This window comes from Klebsiella sp. S69 (genome assembly GCF_016516145.1).
Taxonomy (GTDB): Bacteria; Pseudomonadota; Gammaproteobacteria; order Enterobacterales; family Enterobacteriaceae; genus Klebsiella; species Klebsiella oxytoca.
The window spans coordinates 93,551-109,898 of sequence record NZ_JACVUU010000003.1 but is presented as its reverse complement, the minus strand read 5'-3'; the positions used below and the strand labels follow the sequence as shown (position 1 = coordinate 109,898).

Here is a 16,348-nt window from a genome sequence, read left to right as displayed (position 1 = left end):
TTACGCTCTGCCGCGGTCCGGCGAGTTCATCTGGATCACCAGCCAGTGGTGAATCACCTGCACCACGTAGCGCTGTTCTGCCTCGCTGAGGCCCCGCCCCCGAGGGATAGCGTGCCACTTTTCCAGGCAGCCGCGACAGCAGGTCGCGGTGGCGTGCTGGGCGATGAATACCGGGTGTCCGCGCATCGGAGTCTGTTTGCCATCGTTAGGAATTTGCGCCGGAGCCAGGCGCCTGGCGATAAAATCAGCCGCGTGCTGGTCGATAACTTCCGCCCCCTTATCATAGCAATACTGCCGTTCCTTTGCGCCGAGGCGAAAGCGGGAGCGAAAAGTGGAACGCTGCAGGCGGGCAAACAGGTTTTCTATGGGCACCATCAGAATACCGACCTCCCCAGTTTTTGCGTCAGTTTTTCCAGTAAAGCGATCCCGGCCAGCGAGTTCCCGGCGTCATCGAGCTCGGGGCTCCAGACCGCAATCGCCATCTCCTGCGGAACGATGGCCACAATCCCGCCGCCGACGCCGGATTTCGCCGGTAAACCGACGCGCCAGGCAAACTCACCGGCGTTCTGGTACATGCCGCTGGTCATCATCAGCGCGTTGACCTGCCGCGACTGAATGGGGGCGATAACCGGCGTCGCAAGATGCGGGGCGATACCCCGGTCGGCAAGGAACAGAAAGGTACGCGCCAGCTCTACGCAGCTCATCTCCAGCGAACAGTAGTGAAAATAGTTTTGCAGTACCGTGGCAACATCGTTGTGAAAGTTGCCGAAGGATTTCATTAGCCAGGCAATGGCGGCATTACGCGCCGAATGATCGAACTCCGAGCGGGCGACCACCGGATCGTAGGCAATATCGCTCACCCCGCTCAGGCGCCGCACGATTTCCAGCATCCGCTGACGGGGCGCGCTAAGACGGCTTTGCAGCATATCGCAGACCACCAGCGCCCCGGCGTTAATAAACGGGTTACGCGGTTTGCCTTGCTCAATTTCCAGCTGCAACAGCGAATTAAAAGGCTGGCCGGAGGGATCTTTACCCACCCGCTGCCAGATCTCCTCTTCCTGATAGTGGTTCATCGCCACCACCAGACTGAGGACTTTGGAGATAGATTGAATCGAGAAACGCTCGTGGGCGTCACCGGCGCTGTAGTGCTGACCGTCCACCGTACAGATTGCCACGCCGAGCTTATCGCCGCTGACCCTGGCCAGGGCAGGAATATAGTCCGCCACTCTACCGCGGCCAATCAGCGGCCTGACTTCAGCCAGAATGGCATCGAGCATTGCGTTATTAATTACCGTCGCCACGCGCGGCTCCTTGCCAACATCAAAATTCGGGCGGTAATTATAGGCGCACCTGTCGCGAAGAAACAGCCTCTTTGTTGCTCCTGCATCGCCAGGGTGAAGGGTCGCTCGTCAGCGGGGCCTGTCAGGGCGACCAAACCGGCAAATCGCACGAATCGGTAGCCCGGGTCAGGCGTTAGCCGCAACCCGGGGATTTTTCCGCAGTCTAGCGGCGATCTCTCCAGACGGTCTGCACGTTGCAGAATTCATGCAGACCAAAATGGGAGAGCTCGCGGCCAAATCCGCTTTTCTTCACGCCGCCGAACGCCACGCGGGCATCGCTGGCGCAGTAGCCGTTAATAAACACGCCGCCGCACTCCAGCTCATCGGCAAAGCGTTGGGCCTGTGCTTCGCTGGTGGTATATACCGTTGCAGAAAGGCCAAACTCGCTATCGTTCGCCAGCGCCAGCGCGTGGTCGGCATCGCGAGCTTCGGTAATTGTCGCCACCGGGCCAAACAGCTCCTGGCGGAAGCCGGTCATCTCAGCGGTGACGTTGCCCAGCACCGTCGGCGCATAGTAGTTGCCCGCGCCGGCGATTTTTTCCGCGCCCAGCAGCAGGGTCGCTCCTTCTTTTAAGGTCGCGCGCACCTGCTCATGCAGCTCATCGCGCAGATCGAAACGCGCCATCGGCCCGATGTAGTTCTGTTCATCGCGCGGATCGCCCATTTTGAGCGCGGCGACGGCGGCGACAAATTTCTGCGTAAAGGCCTCGGCAATACCCGCCTCGACGATAAAACGCTTCGCCGCGGCGCAGACCTGCCCGGTGTTCTGGTAGCGGCCGATCACCGCCGCTTTCACCGCCTCGTCGAGGTCGGCATCGTTGAGCACGATAAACGGATCCGAACCGCCCAGCTCCAGGACGCATTTTTTCAACGCCGCGCCGGCCTGCGCGCCAATCGCCTTCCCGGCCCGCACGCTGCCGGTAACGGTCACCGCGGCGATACGCGAATCGTTGATCATCTGCGAAACGCTATCGTTGGTGGCATTCACCCAGCCAAACACCCCGGCCGGAACGCCGGCTGCGGCAAAGATTTCACCGATCATCGCCGCGCTTCCCAGTACGTTTGGCGCATGCTTAAGCAGATAGCTGTTGCCCGCCAGCAGAATCGGTACCGCGCCGCGAAGCACCTGCCACACCGGGAAATTCCACGGCATGATGGCGAGGATAGCGCCCATCGGCCGGTACTCAATGACCGCTTTATTATCTTCAACCAGCGTCGCTTCGGTTTTGAGCATCGCCGGTCCATGCTCGGCATACCAGTCGCAGAGATTTGCCGATTTCGCGACTTCCCCGCGCGCCTGAGCGATCGGTTTTCCCATCTCCAGGCTAATCATTTGCGCCAGCGCTTCGCCGCGCGCGCGCATCGCGTTACCGACATGACGCAGCGCTGCCGCGCGTTCCGCAACGCTAACGTTGCGCCACTGACGATAAGCTTGTTCCGCAAGGGCAACGGCCGAATCAACTTCTTGTTCGCTCGCCCAGGGCAGAGACGATATGGTTTCACCTGTGGTCGGGTTCACGGAAACCGCATGAGTGGCAGATACATTCATCGTTAATCTCTCTGTGTTGATTGCGAAGTGACCTTATTCTGGCTTACCCTACCCTTCATTAAAAATGAATAATATTAAGCAACCTGTTCACAAAAGAAGAATGCCATGGACCTGACCCAGCTTGAAATGTTTAACGCCGTCGCCAGCACTGGCAGCATTACCCTGGCCGCGCAGAAGGTGCATCGCGTGCCGTCGAACCTGACCACGCGCATTCGCCAGCTGGAGGCGGATCTCGGCGTAGAGCTGTTTATTCGCGAAAACCAGCGTCTGCGCCTGTCGCCTGCCGGGCATAGCTTTTTACGCTATAGCCAGCAGATCCTCGCCCTGGTAGATGAGGCGAGAATGGTGGTCGCCGGAGATGAACCTCAGGGGCTGTTTTCCCTCGGCTCGCTGGAAAGTACCGCCGCCGTGCGCATTTCACCAACCCTGGCGCACTTTAATCAACGTTACCCCAAAATTCATCTGGCCCTCTCCACCGGCCCTTCCGGCACCATGATCGACGGCGTCCTGGAGGGAAACCTGAGCGCGGCGTTTGTTGACGGCCCGCTGGTGCATCCAGGGCTTGAGGGGTTACCGGTATTTCCCGAAGAGATGATGATCGTCGCGCCCTTTGGCCACCCGCCCATTGCGCGCGCCAGTGAAGTGAATGGCGCCAGCGTCTATGCGTTTCGCGCCAACTGCTCCTACCGCCGCCATTTTGAAAGCTGGTTTCATGCCGATCGCGCCACGCCGGGACGCATCCATGAAATGGAGTCCTACCACGGGATGCTGGCCTGCGTCATTGCCGGCGCCGGTCTGGCGCTGATCCCACGCAGTATGCTGGAGAGCATGCCGGGCCATCAGCAGGTTTCTGCCTGGCCGCTGGCGGAAGAGTGGCGCTGGCTGACCACCTGGCTGGTCTGGCGGCGGGGGGCGAAAACCCGTCAGCTCGACGCGTTTATAGCGCTGCTGAACGAAGATCGGCAAGCAGCATCTTCTCCATAAAGATGCTTAACGGATCCGGCTGATACGGCGCAAAGGCGCTACGGGTCTGGTAGCCATTGCGCGTATATAACGCAACGGCGGCGTGCTGATGGATGCCCGTTTCCAGGCGCACGGTATGGCATTCGCGATTTATCGCCTCTTCCTCCAGCGCGGCCAGCAGTCGTTCTCCCAGCTGCTGCCCGCGATGGGCCGGGTGAATAAACACCCTTTTCATCTCGCCAACCCCCTCTTCGCCGAGCACGATCGCCCCGCAGCCGACGGCCTGGCGCTGCGTATCGCGAATAAGAAGCGCAATAACCGACTCCGCCGGTAGCGCGCTCAGGTCGATCAAATGGTTGCTCTCAGCCGGGTAGAGCGTCTGCTGATACGCGTCCAGTTCGGCAATTAAGGCCATCAGATCCGGGTGGTTTTGCGGGGTTGGGGTGATTGTGTACATAGAGAAGCTCCTTTTTGACCATACTGTAGCGCGGAGCGTCTCGCAGGCGGCCATAGCATTAACTTATCGCTTCACACCTCGCTTGCGCTTCCCCCTAAAGTGGCAGTAATTTTGCGTCATGACGACATTTATCAGGAACAAACCATGAATACCAAAGCGCGCAAGGTCATGATTATCGGGGCAGGCAACGTCGGCGCCTCTGCGGCCTATGCCCTGTTGAATCAGAATATTTGCGAGGAGTTAATCCTCGTGGACCTGAATAAAGCCCGCGCCGAAGCGCACGCCCAGGACCTGAGCGATGCGGCGGCCTACATGCCGGGGATGATGACGATTTCCTCGCGGGAAGCCAGCGACTGCGCCGATGTTGATATTGCGGTGCTCACCGTTTCCGGCGGTCCGCTCAAACCGGGCCAGACTCGACTGGACGAACTGACCAACACGGCGACAATTGTAAAAAGCCTCATTCCGCAAATGATGAGCGGCGGTTTCAACGGTATTTTTTTGATTGCCACCAACCCCTGCGACATCATCACCTGGCAGGTATGGCGGCTTTCAGGTCTGCCGCGCAGCCAGGTGCTGGGTACCGGCGTCTGGCTGGATACCACGCGCCTGCGCAGAGTGCTGGCTCAGGAGCTGGATATCGGCGCGCAGAGCATCGACGCCTTTATTCTCGGCGAGCATGGCGACACCCAGTTTCCGGTCTGGTCGCACTCAGCGGTTTACGGCGCCGCCATCGGCGATGTGTACCAAAAGCATACTGGTCAAATTTTCGACCGGGAGCGGATTGCGGAAAAGGTGCGCAGGCTGGGATTTGAAATTTACGCCGGTAAAGGCTGCACCGAATACGGCGTCGCCGGGACTATCGCCGAAATCTGCCGCCATATTTTCACCGGCAGCCATCGTGCGCTGGCGGTATCGTGCATTCTGGATGGCGAGTACGGCATCACCGGCGCGGCGGCAGGCGTACCCGCGGTGCTTACCCAAAGCGGCGTACAGCAGATCATTGAGCTGCAGCTGGCCGATGATGAAGCAGAGAAGTTCCGCCGCTCTGTGGAAGTGATTAAAGCCAATATCGCCCGCCTACCGTAACCCGCTTTCCCGGCTAGTCGGCAATGATCAGCCGGGGATGGATATGCCCCAGCAGTTCACGCGTCTCTTCCGGCAGATGATTATCGGTGATGATATCGGTGAGCGAGTCGAGATGGGTGATGTTAAACAGCGACCAGGCGCCGTATTTTGAGCTGTCCGCCAGCAGAATGCGCCGCCGGGCGTTCGCGATTAAATCCCGCTTCAGCGCCGCTTTCTCTTCCGTTGGCGAGGTTACGCCCTTCTCCAGATCCCAGCCGTTGCAGCTGACGAACGCCAGATCGGGCCAGATATTTTGCAGCAGGCGGCGTCCGTGATCGCCGATGCAGGACTGGCTGCTGTCGTCGATGCGTCCGCCGATGATGGTAACTTCAATTTGCTTAAATTCCGAGAGAAACAGGGCGATATGCAGATCGCTGGTGATCACCCGCAGCGGCAAGTGGGTTATCTGCCGGGCAAGTTCGATCATCGTGGTTCCGGCATCGAGGACGATGGCGTCCCCGGCCTTGACTAACGCCGCCGCCGCGCTGGCGATGGCGTATTTTTCCTGCAGACTGCGCTGGGACTTCTCTTGGGTGGTGGGCTGTGAAGGAATAAACCGGTTGAGCGTGACGCCGCCGTGGGTACGGCTGATGACCCCTTCCTGATCGAGCTTAATCAGGTCGCGGCGAATCGTCGCCGGCGAGGCGTGAGTCGCCGCCACCAGCTGGTCCACTGTCACCAGATTATGGCTCTTCAGAAAATCCATAATCTGCTCTAACCGGTTATATCCCTTCATGTTATTCCTGTGCGATTTGCATGGCGAGCTCAATAGAGGTTGCCATGCTGTCAGACTTAGCTTTACCTGTCCAGGCAATATCAAACGCCGTGCCGTGGTCTGCGGAAGTGCGGATAAACGGCAGTCCGGCGGTAATATTTACCCCATCATAAAATCCAAGTAATTTTAGCGGAATATGCCCCTGATCGTGATACATCGCGACCACCATATCAAACAGACCTTCGTGACACTGCATAAATACCGTGTCCGGCGGGCATGGCCCAGTCACGTTGAGCCCTCTGGCCTTCATCGCTTCAACGGCCGGACCCACGATACGAATCTCTTCATCGCCAAACAGACCGTTTTCCCCGGCGTGAGGGTTCACTCCGGCAACGGCAATGCGCGGATTAGTGAAACCCACCCGGCGCAGGAAGCTATCGGCGATGCCGATCACCGTTTCAACTCGCGGCTGGTTCAGATTATCAAGGAATTTTCGCAGCGCCACGTGGGTAGAGATATGGATCACTTTGAGCTTATCGGTATATAACACCATCGCAAAATCTTTGGTTTGCGTCAGATGGGCGAGCATTTCGGTATGTCCCGGGAAGTTGTGCCCGGCCAGATGCAGCGCTTCTTTATTGAGCGGCGCGGTAGCGATCGCAAACACCTCACCCGCCATCGCCAGCTCGGTCGCTCGCTTGATGCAGCGGTAAGCTAAATCCCCCGCCTGCGCCTGCACTTCCCCCGCGCGTAGTCCTTGCGGATCGGCCAGCGGTTCGTCGATAACGTTAATCGTGCCCGCGCTGAACTGCGCCTGTTCCGGACGATCAATGATACGCAGCTCGGCGGGCGGGGTTATCCCCATCGCCAGGATCCGCCGCAGCGTCTGCGCGCAGCCCACCACCACGACCGGCGCGCCGTTGAGTTTCCCCTCAACCAGCGATTTGATAATAATTTCCGGGCCAATGCCTGCCGGGTCTCCCATCGTTACCGCAATGATGTTAGTCACTCATTTTCTCCTCAATAAAATTCACAACCTCCAGCAGGGTGGTTTCCGTTCCGAATCCGCCTGCCTTGGTCATTACCGGCCGCTGCCAGCTACTACCCAGAAAATTGCCGAACGGCACGCATTGCGCCACCCGGCCTGTAATATGAAATCCGCTGGCGCCCAGCGCCTGCGCCACGGCGATCGCCACGTCACCGCCGGATAAATAGAGCGCTCCCGGCTGGCTCTGCGCGATGGCCAGCGCGCTGACTCGCGCCAGGTATGCGCAGATGCGCTCGCCAAGGGCGGTGCGATCGACCCCATGCCGACGACACAAGGCTTCAACCGCCTTTCGCGCCTCGCTATCGGGTCGGGTGGTGATAACGCAATGATTATTTTCGCTCAATACCGCCACGATACGCCGGGCATCAAGGGCGGCATCGCCGTCAAAGGCCATAGCCACATCAATGTCGACCCGCCGGACGCGCGGATGCTCATTAAGACGGGCAACCTGCTGTTGCGCGATTTCGCTCATTGAACCGACCACCGCCAGCAGCGGGCCGTGCGGCATAGTCGCCAGCCGACGCGCCAGGGCGTCGCATAGCCCCGCAGACCCCACCAGCAGCACCCGCTGCTCGCACAGAGCGACCGTGGCGATAATGGCGTCCAGCTGCTGGTTTTCTTCGGCATCGACGATCAGCACCCGCGGCGTCTCAACCGCTTGTTCCAGCTCTGCCGCCAGCCCGGGGACCGTTGTCCTACGGCACAGCAAATCGCTTTGTTGGGCGACCACGGCGGCGATATCCGCGCTGCTGACCGGCGTTTTCGGGTCGGTCGCGAACTCGGTTTCATTCACCGGCGAGCCGTGCACATAGCACAGCCCCCGGCGCGTCACCCGGTCAGCCGCCGGAAAAGCCGGCGCCAGAACCGCTACGGCGCAGTTCAGCGCGTGCATCGTTGCTTCCAGCTCGGCGCCGAGATTGCCGCGCAGCGTGGAGTCGATTTTTTTCACCGTCCAGCGCGGCTGAAAACGCGGCAACACCGCCTGTAAAAGATGCGTGATGCGCCGTGCCGCCTCTGCGGCGGGCTGCGCGCGGCTGTCGCTATTGAGGATCAGCGCCTGCGCCTCTCCCTGGTAGCTGGCGCTAAACGCCACTTCCGCCCGCATCCCCGTCTCCGCCAGGCTGACTCCCGCGTCATTTGCGCCGGTAAAGTCATCCGCCAGAACCAGCACCTTGTTATCGCCGCTGCCCATCATGTTCCCTTTTCAAGCTGTTCGAAATTGATAGTGATTATATTCAATCACAATTGATTAAATGTGAGCAAGCTCAAGTTATTAAATCTCGCTATAAATTATAACTTCATCCCACAATGTGAGTGACCCGAACAATAGATGATTAAGTTTAATCATCCATGAGACAGGAGAAAGAAGTGGCAACCATTAACAGCACCCTGATTAGCGGCGCGGGCGCGTTTAACGCCCTGCTACCGCTGCTGACCGGCAAACAGCGCATTTTGCTGGTCACCGATGCCAACGTTGGCAAACTCGATGCCGCACGGCAGATCCGTACGCTTCTGGAAGACGAAGGGCGTCAGGTTCAGATCGTTGATTCCGTACCCGCAGAGCCAAGCCAGCATGATATGACGCAAATTCTGCGCCTCGTCAGCGCTAACCAGCCGGAGCTAATTGTCGGGATTGGCGGCGGTAGCGTTCTGGATGTGGCCAAGCTGCTCTCGGTTCTGCTGCATCCCGACTCGCCGGGGCTTGAGGCGCTGCTGGCCGGCGAAAAACCGCAGCAAAAGGTGACCTCGTTATTAATTCCCGCCACTGCCGGCACCGGTTCCGAAGCCACGCCGAACGCGATCCTGGCAATCCCGGAACAGAATACGAAAGTGGGGATTATCTCCCCGGTTCTGCTGCCGGATTATGTTGCCCTGCTGCCGGAATTAACCACCAGCATGCCCGCGCATATCGCCTCCTCTACCGGCATTGACGCGCTGTGTCATCTTATTGAGTGCTTTACTTCGACCGTTGCCAATCCGGTTAGCGATAACGCGGCGCTGATTGGCCTGCGCAAGCTGGTGCGCAACATCGAGCTATCGGTGAGCGAGCCGCACAATCTGGCGGCGAAGCTGGAGATGCTGTGGGCCTCTTATTATGGCGGTGTGGCTATTAACCATGCGGGCACTCATCTGGTTCATGCCCTTTCCTATCCGTTAGGCGGCAAATATCACCTGCCGCACGGCGTGGCTAACGCCATTTTGCTGGCGCCTTGTATGAAGGTGGTGCGCCCACACGCGGTGGCGAAATTTGCCCAGGTCTGGGATCTGCTCCCTGAAGCCGACCTGACGCTTAGCGAAGAAGAGAAATCCCATGCGCTGGTCGCCTGGCTCGCCGCGCTGGTGAAACGCCTGCAGCTGCCCGATAACCTTGCCGCGCTGGGCGTACCGCCAGAGAGCATCAGCGAACTGAGCGAAGCGGCGCTGAACGTCAAGCGTTTACTGAATAATGCGCCATGCAGCGTTAACCAGGATCAGGTTGAGGCGGTTTACCGCACCCTGTTCCCCGCACAATAAAACCAGGGAAGAGATGAAATGAGCAATTCAATTACCGGCGTTCTGACCGCCATCGTCACGCCTTTTACCGCAGAGGGAGCCGTGAATATCCCGGCGCTAAGGCAGCAGGTGCAGCGCCAGCTCGCCGCGGGCAACGGTATTTTTTGCGGCGGTACCAACGGCGAATTCTTTGTGCTGAATGAAGCGGAAAAAATCGCCGTCGCTAAAGCCTGCGTGGATGAAGTTGCCGGTCGGGCGCCGGTGGTAGCGCATATTGGCGAAGTGTCAACTCGCGAAACGATCCGCCTGGGTCAACAGATCGAACAACTGGGCGTTGACGCGGTCTCCGTGATTACCCCCTGGTTTGTGCCGCTAAAGCAGGATGAGCTGATCGCCCACTATACCGCCATTGCTAACGCCCTGAGCGTACCGGTATTTCTCTACAACATCCCGGCGCGCACCGGCAACACCATTGAACCGCAAACCGCGCGCGCGCTGGCGCAGCATCCGAACATTATCGGCGTCAAAGACAGCGCCGGCAGCTACGAAAGCCTGAAGGGTTTCCTCGATGCGGTCCGGGATATCGCCGATTTTGACGTGCTGAACGGCCCTGATTCGTTGATACACCAGGGTTTTGTTGAGGGCTGCTCCGCCTGTATTTCCGGGCTGGCAAACGTCGCGCCAAAAGAGATCAACGCCATCTGGGCAAATTTTAAAGCGGGCAATGTTGAGGGCTCCCGCCAGGCTCAGGAGAGCGTCACCGGTCTGCGCACCGATCTTTATAAAGTGGCGTTCTCGCCGGCGGCGGTAAAAAAAGCGCTGCAGCTGATGGGCCACAATGTTGGCGACAGTCGCTACGCGGTGAGCTTCACCTCGGCGCAGTGCGCGGAAATTAATCATATTATTGCCAAATATATTTCCTGACGATAGCGGAAATAGTTAATTAAATTTCCGGCACTGGTGTAAACAAAAAATCAGTGCCGGCAATATTTGATATTTTATATATAACGTCTTACGTAGCGTAAGGGATGTTTCAATGTTTATATGGATGCTTGACCCTGAAATATGGTTGACGCTGGTAACGCTCACCTTTCTGGAGATAATTCTCGGGGTCGATAATATTATCTTTCTCTCGCTGGTAGTGGCCAAACTTCCACCGCACCAACAAAATGTTGCGCGTAAGTTGGGATTAAGCGGCGCAATGGTTATGCGCGTGCTATTGCTGGTATCTATTGCCTGGCTGGCGCATATAACGGTGCCGCTGTTTACTATTGCGCATTTTGTCGTATCGGTGCGCACCATCATTTTATTTGTCGGTGGTTGTTTCCTTATTTACAAGTCACTGCAGGAGATACGCGGTGAACTGCAGCTGGAAGAAGAGTCGCACGGCGGCGGCCAGCGTCAGCTTTCGCTGGCGGGCGCGGTTGTCCAGATTATGCTGCTGGATATTGTCTTTAGCCTGGATTCAGTTATTACCGCAGTCGGTTTGTCACAACATATTTTCATTATGATTACGGCAGTCATTATTGCTGTTGGCATTATGATGTTCGCGGCAAAAACCATCGGCGATTTTGTCAATAACACGCCAACGATGAAAATGCTCGCTTTAACCTTTCTGTTGCTGGTGGGGATATTACTGGTCGCGGATAGTCTGGAGATACACATTGCAAAAGGTTATCTCTATTTTGCCATTTTCTTTTCGCTGGCGGTGGAAACGCTCAATATTATTCGTAATAAAAAAATCATTAAGACTTCGCAGCCCGCAGAAGCTTACGACTCATTACAGCTAAACAAATAAAACCCTACTGAAAATAACGGAGTATGAATATGTCTGTAACCGCAATTCGTGACGGAATCATTAATCAGCATGAACAGGATGCGCGGGTCGAAACCGCGATGTTACCGTCATCCTGCCCGCAAAACCATGCGGCAAACCTGCTGCCGCTGCCGGACGGCTCCCTGATGTGCGTCTGGTTCGGCGGTACCCAGGAAGGCGTTGCCGACATCTCCGTTTGGGGATCGCGTCTGCTGCCCGGGAGCCGCCAGTGGAGCGATGCGGTCAAATTGTCTGATGACGCCAGCCGTTCCGAGCAAAACCCGGTGCTTTTTCTGGCGCCGGATAACGTGCTATGGCTGCTGTGGACCGCGCAGATCTCCGGCAACCAGGATACCGCCATCGTGCGCTATCGCCAGTCAACGGATCTGGGTCAAACCTGGGGCGAGATTGCCACCCTGCTCGATAAGCCCGGCACCTTTATTCGCCAGCCGATCACCGTCCTCGACAACGGCAACTGGCTGCTGCCGGTCTTCTACTGCCGCACTCAACCGGGTGAAAAATGGGTTGGCAACGACGATATCAGCGCCGTCAAAATCTCCTCCGATTGCGGCAAAACCTGGCGCGACGTCGAAGTCCCGCAAAGCCTGGGCTGCGTACATATGAACATCACCACGCTGCCGGGCGGCACGCTGGTTGCGCTGTTCCGCAGCCGTTGGGCCGACAATATCTACTACAGTCAGTCCGTCGATAACGGCGAAAGCTGGTCAGTGCCGGAACCGACTGAACTGCCCAATAACAACTCATCTATTCAGGTGACCACCCTCGCCAGCGGCGAACTGGCGCTGGTCTTTAACCACATGAGCGCCGCCGGCGCGCGGGAACGCCGGGCATCGCTTTACGACGAAATCGACGATGGCGATAACAGCCGCAAAGAGCCGGAAGTGACCAGCGGGCGTTCGGCCTTCTGGGGAGCGCCGCGCGCGCCGATGACCGTAGCCATCTCCGCCGACGGCGGTAAAACCTGGCCATGGCAGCGCAACCTCGATGAAGGCGACGGCTACTGCATGACCAATAACTCGCTGGATAAGCGCAATCGCGAGTTCTCCTACCCGAGTATCAAACAAGGGGCGGACGGCACGCTGCACATTGCCTACACCTGGTTCCGCCAGGCGATTAAATACGTGCACGTTTCGCCCGAGTGGGTGAAGGAGTCCGCACGATGATCGTCGGCAACCTTAACGCCCTGCCGCTGGCAGGGCTTCCCCCGGCGCTGCGGCAGATCCTCTCCCTTCCGCAAGCCACGCTAGCGGCGCTGAGCGGCAGACCGGACGGCCGCTGGCAGCCGGAAAACTGTCGCTGGTATTGCAATATCGGCGAAGCGCATACCCAACCGGCCGCCCAGCGGCACACCGAATATCACCATCAGTGGGCCGATATTCAGGTGATGCTGGCGGGCTGCGAGGTGATTAACGCCGGAATGCTCTGCGTCGCGCAGGATAGCGATGAAGAGCGCAAACCGGATCTGTTTATCGCCCACGATTGCCCGTTGCCGGTATCCATCACCCTGTATCCCGGTGATTTTGCGATATTTCTGCCCGGCGAACCCCATCAGGCGCTGTGCGCGGTAGACGTGCCGTCAACGGTACGCAAAGCCGTATTTAAAGTGCCGAGCGACATGCTGGAAGGGTAAATAAGAAGGAGAAATAACAATGACAATGGAAATGATTCTGGCGCTGGGCATTCTGGTGCTAATGATAGTTCTTATTATGTCAGACAAAATGGCGTTTGGCGCACCGCCGCTGCTCGCCTGTCTGCTATTGGTTGTGACAGGGCTCTCCAACGTTCAGCAGGCCTTTGCCGGGTTTGTTAACTCAAGCGTCATTATGATCGCCGGATTCATGGTGGTGATGGCGGCGCTGCAGAAAACGCGGCTGATAGGTAACGTAAAATCGGCGATGGTTAATCTGGTAAATAAAGGCAGCTATAAAAGCTACGCCCTGCTACTGGTGATTGTCATGATTGGCGCCAGCCTGGCGGGTACCGGTTCAACCGGATACTACGTGCTGATTCTGTCACTGGTTTCGACCATCCCCTACAGCAAGAAGCTGCCGACCTCAAAGCTGATGATGCCGCTGGGATTCGCCACCAATCATCCTCTGTTCCCGGTTAACGTCGCGCTGCTGTTTGGCGTCACCGCCACGGTACTGCAAACCGCCGGTTTCAACGAGGAGATTTCAATGGTGAAATTTGCTCTGGTCAATCTGGTGATGTCGCTGGCCTTTTTGGCCTGGTGCCTGGTTGCGTATCGCTTTTTACCCGATCACCCGATCGCCGATGCCTCCGAGGAAGCGATGGCGGTACGCGAAGAGGAAGCCGTGGTGCTGCCCGCGTGGAAAGAGTATTGCACCGTTGGCGCCTTTGCGTTCAGCGTCGTGGGTATGATGCTGATGAACCAGTTAGGCAATATCGCCTATGTCGTACCGGGTCTCGCCGCCGCCTTCGTGATGATGATTAATGTCGTCGACTTCAAAGAGGTTCGCGATCATATGGGCGCGCCGGTTATCCTGATGATGGCCGGGGTGATCGGCGTTGCCGATGCGCTGGCAGGCACGGGCTTCACGGCAATGGTCGGCGATGCGGTGGCAGGCGTGCTCGGCGCAAACGTATCGCCCTTCGTGTTTATTTTTATCTTTGCGCTACTGACCAGCACCTGCTCAACCTTTACCGGGTCGAACATGGGCTCGGTGTATATCTTCGCGCCGATCGCGATCGCCGCCTGTACCAGCCTCGGCCTCAACCCTACCGCAGCCGCAATTGCGGTGGTCATTTCTGGCTGGAACGGTGGCTATATGCCGATTGACGGTATGCCGGCAATGATTCTGGGAATGGGAAAATATAAATTACCGGAATTCTGGATATTCTCGGTGCCGATGTACTTAATACGGATTCTGGCACTGTGCGTCGGCGCGATTGTGATATTCCCGATGTAGTTTTCTCTTCAATCTGTTCTGGTCTGACCCGATAGTGGCTCTGGTTTTTCGTGGAGTACGCAGGAGACGTTTGCCCAACACGCGGGGATGGATAAGGGATCGGCAGGTTTATTGCCGATCCCTTTTTATTTTGCTTACTCGCCTGACGTTATTTCACGTAGCGTGATTACGCCATTTAAATAGGTTACCGCCTGGCCGCTCATTAATACCCGCTCGCCCTTTAGCTCGCAGCGAATATCACCGCCGCGCGCGGAAACCTGCCGCGCCAGCATCTGGGTTTTGCCCAGCTTCGCACGCCAGTAGGGGATCAACATGGTATGCGCAGAACCGGTTACCGGATCTTCCCACACCGCTTCTCCCGGGGAGAAAAAGCGGCTGACGAAGTCATATTCGCCACTGCCTGCGGCGGTAACGGTAACTTTATGCTCACCCGGGATCATCGCGGTAATATTCGGCCGCAGGGCTTCTAGCAGGTCGCGAGAGGCCAGCTCGATAAGCCATGCGCGTCCCTTACGCGCGTGCAGATAGCTATCAATACCCAGCGCGGAGAGCATCGCGGCGGGCGGCTCACCATCCTGCGTTTCTCCCGCCGGGAAATCCAGCGTCAGCCACTCGCCTTCACGGCTCACGGTCAGGCGACCGGAAGCGGTCGCGAAGTGAATGACCGCGTCAGGATAATCCAGGTGATGAAATATCACATGCGCGCTGGCAAGCGTAGCGTGGCCGCAGAGATTGACCTCGTTGCGGGTGGTAAACCAGCGAAGCGCAAAACCATCGCTTTCTGGCACCACGAACGCGGTTTCCGACTGGTTGTGCTGCTGCGCCATGTTGAGCAGCAGCGCATCCGGCAGCCACTCTTTAAGCAGGCATACCGCCGCCGGATTGCCGGCAAAAGGCTGGTCGCTGAAAGCCGCCACCAGATAAAAAGGGATTTCCGTCACCCGGCCTCCTTAACGCAGCGTAATCGTGCCGATTAAATAGGTAGTCGCCTGACCGCCGATCAGAACCCGCTCGCCCCGCCACTGGCAGCGCAGATCGCCGCCGCGGGCCGAAACCTGCCGCGCCTGCATCTCCGTTTTGCCGAGCTTTTCGCCCCAGTAGGGAATCAGCATGCTGTGGGTCGAACCGGTCACCGGATCTTCCGCCACCGCCTCGCCCGGGCAGAAGAAACGGCTGACAAAGTCATACTCTTCATCCGCCGCGCTGATACAGATCATTTTACCGAGGCGCTGGAGTCTCTGCATATCCGGGCGCACGGCTTCCACCTGCTGGCGGTTGGCCAGAATCACCAGATAATCGCGCGCCACGCGTATCTCCTGCGCTTCGCGCAGTCCGAGCCCGGCCAGCAGTTCCGCAGGCGGCTGCTCAACGGCGGTCGTCGCCCAGGCCGGGAAATCCAGGGTCAGCCAGTCGCCGCTGCGCGTGACGCGAAGCTCGCCAACAAAACGGGTGCTAAAGACAATCGTTGATGACGGGTGATCGAAATATTCAAAAATCACGTGCGATGCCGCCAGCGTCGCATGGCCGCAAAGGTTGATCTCATCCAGCGTGGTAAACCAGCGCAGCTCGTATCCTTCATCGGTGCGGACGAAAAACGCCGTCTCCGACTGATTATGCTGTTGCGCCATTTTCAGCAACGTTTCGTCCGGCAGCCATTCGGTGAGCGGGCAAACCGCCGCTGCGTTGCCGCCAAAGCTATGGTCGCTGAACGCATCGACCAGATAAAAATTAATTTCCTGCATCGTTCGGTCCCTTCATCTTCTTTACTTATCGATAACATGACATAAACGGGATAATTGCACACCTTTTATAAGAAAATTAATCCGTTAGGTTCAGGTATTTCCTTCAAACAAAAATGAGACTCAGATCACAAAATGGTTGTGTTTTA

General features: G+C 57.7%; 17 protein-coding genes. 8 read left to right on the top strand and 9 right to left on the bottom strand.

The genetic code is table 11. The features are described from left to right. The 3 genes from IAE27_RS04495 to sad all read right to left on the bottom strand — a co-directional run bounded on the left by IAE27_RS04495 (window position 1) and on the right by sad (window position 2,889). Entirely contained in the window at window positions 1-375 is a 375-nt protein-coding gene (locus IAE27_RS04495) for a DUF4186 domain-containing protein (protein ID WP_070557661.1), read from the bottom strand. Next, window positions 375-1,301, bottom strand: coding sequence for a glutaminase B (gene glsB / locus IAE27_RS04490; RefSeq protein WP_053064914.1), 927 nt, complete (start codon window positions 1,299-1,301; stop codon window positions 375-377). Before glsB ends, IAE27_RS04495 begins: the two co-directional genes overlap by 1 nt. Window positions 1,302-1,503: 202 nt before the next feature. Further along, entirely contained in the window at window positions 1,504-2,889 is a 1,386-nt protein-coding gene (gene sad, locus IAE27_RS04485) for a succinate-semialdehyde dehydrogenase (RefSeq protein ID WP_016808767.1), read from the bottom strand. 105 nt (window positions 2,890-2,994) lie between these two features. On the opposite strand from sad, the gene ptrR reads away from it, so the two are divergent. Continuing rightward, entirely contained in the window at window positions 2,995-3,873 is an 879-nt protein-coding gene (ptrR, locus tag IAE27_RS04480; RefSeq protein WP_070557664.1) for a putrescine utilization regulator PtrR, read from the top strand. On the opposite strand, the gene IAE27_RS04475 is transcribed toward ptrR, so the two are convergent. Then, on the bottom strand, window positions 3,827-4,309 hold the full coding sequence (locus IAE27_RS04475; protein WP_004102318.1) for a GNAT family N-acetyltransferase: 483 nt from the start codon (window positions 4,307-4,309) through the stop codon (window positions 3,827-3,829). The genes ptrR and IAE27_RS04475 overlap by 47 nt on opposite strands. 144 nt (window positions 4,310-4,453) lie before the next feature. Between IAE27_RS04475 and IAE27_RS04470 the strand changes: the two genes are divergently transcribed. Then, complete coding sequence (locus IAE27_RS04470; RefSeq protein WP_154022624.1) at window positions 4,454-5,398, top strand: L-lactate dehydrogenase; 945 nt, start codon at window positions 4,454-4,456, stop codon at window positions 5,396-5,398. A gap of 13 nt (window positions 5,399-5,411) precedes the next feature. Here the strand turns inward: IAE27_RS04470 and IAE27_RS04465 are convergent, their stop codons facing one another. The 3 genes from IAE27_RS04465 to dtnK are packed head-to-tail and all read right to left on the bottom strand — an operon-like array spanning window position 5,412 to window position 8,392. Continuing rightward, entirely contained in the window at window positions 5,412-6,173 is a 762-nt protein-coding gene (locus IAE27_RS04465; protein WP_004102327.1) for a DeoR/GlpR family DNA-binding transcription regulator, read from the bottom strand. 1 nt (window position 6,174) lies between these two features. Next, window positions 6,175-7,161, bottom strand: coding sequence for a D-threonate 4-phosphate dehydrogenase (locus tag IAE27_RS04460; RefSeq protein WP_004113279.1), 987 nt, complete (start codon window positions 7,159-7,161; stop codon window positions 6,175-6,177). Next, window positions 7,154-8,392, bottom strand: coding sequence for a D-threonate kinase (gene dtnK, locus IAE27_RS04455; RefSeq protein ID WP_154022648.1), 1,239 nt, complete (start codon window positions 8,390-8,392; stop codon window positions 7,154-7,156). Before dtnK ends, IAE27_RS04460 begins: the two co-directional genes overlap by 8 nt. Window positions 8,393-8,568: 176 nt before the next feature. Between dtnK and IAE27_RS04450 the strand changes: the two genes are divergently transcribed. From IAE27_RS04450 to IAE27_RS04425, 6 genes are all read left to right on the top strand, one after another. After that, window positions 8,569-9,714 (top strand): iron-containing alcohol dehydrogenase, encoded by a 1,146-nt coding sequence (locus tag IAE27_RS04450; protein ID WP_105890194.1) that lies wholly within the window; start codon window positions 8,569-8,571, stop codon window positions 9,712-9,714. A gap of 18 nt (window positions 9,715-9,732) precedes the next feature. Beyond that, window positions 9,733-10,617 carry a dihydrodipicolinate synthase family protein gene (locus IAE27_RS04445; protein WP_070557668.1) on the top strand — a complete coding sequence of 295 codons (885 nt, stop codon included), beginning with the start codon at window positions 9,733-9,735 and terminating at the stop codon, window positions 10,615-10,617. Window positions 10,618-10,729: 112 nt separating this feature from the next. Continuing rightward, a complete protein-coding gene (locus IAE27_RS04440) occupies window positions 10,730-11,491 on the top strand; it encodes a TerC family protein (protein WP_108703862.1) in 762 nt (253 codons plus the stop codon). A gap of 29 nt (window positions 11,492-11,520) precedes the next feature. Continuing rightward, entirely contained in the window at window positions 11,521-12,693 is a 1,173-nt protein-coding gene (locus tag IAE27_RS04435; RefSeq protein WP_070557669.1) for a sialidase family protein, read from the top strand. Continuing rightward, entirely contained in the window at window positions 12,690-13,160 is a 471-nt protein-coding gene (locus tag IAE27_RS04430) for a YhcH/YjgK/YiaL family protein (RefSeq protein WP_108703863.1), read from the top strand. Before IAE27_RS04435 ends, IAE27_RS04430 begins: the two co-directional genes overlap by 4 nt. 19 nt (window positions 13,161-13,179) lie before the next feature. Then, entirely contained in the window at window positions 13,180-14,460 is a 1,281-nt protein-coding gene (locus tag IAE27_RS04425; RefSeq protein ID WP_004113290.1) for an SLC13 family permease, read from the top strand. A gap of 134 nt (window positions 14,461-14,594) precedes the next feature. Here the strand turns inward: IAE27_RS04425 and IAE27_RS04420 are convergent, their stop codons facing one another. Both IAE27_RS04420 and IAE27_RS04415 read right to left on the bottom strand, forming a co-directional pair. Next, window positions 14,595-15,401 (bottom strand): PhzF family phenazine biosynthesis protein, encoded by an 807-nt coding sequence (locus IAE27_RS04420; protein ID WP_070557672.1) that lies wholly within the window; start codon window positions 15,399-15,401, stop codon window positions 14,595-14,597. A 9-nt stretch (window positions 15,402-15,410) separates the two neighbouring features. Continuing rightward, the gene (locus IAE27_RS04415) at window positions 15,411-16,202 is read right to left on the bottom strand and encodes a PhzF family phenazine biosynthesis protein (RefSeq protein ID WP_004102346.1); all 792 of its coding nucleotides are present in this window, start codon (window positions 16,200-16,202) and stop codon (window positions 15,411-15,413) included. Window positions 16,203-16,348 lie beyond the last annotated feature (146 nt).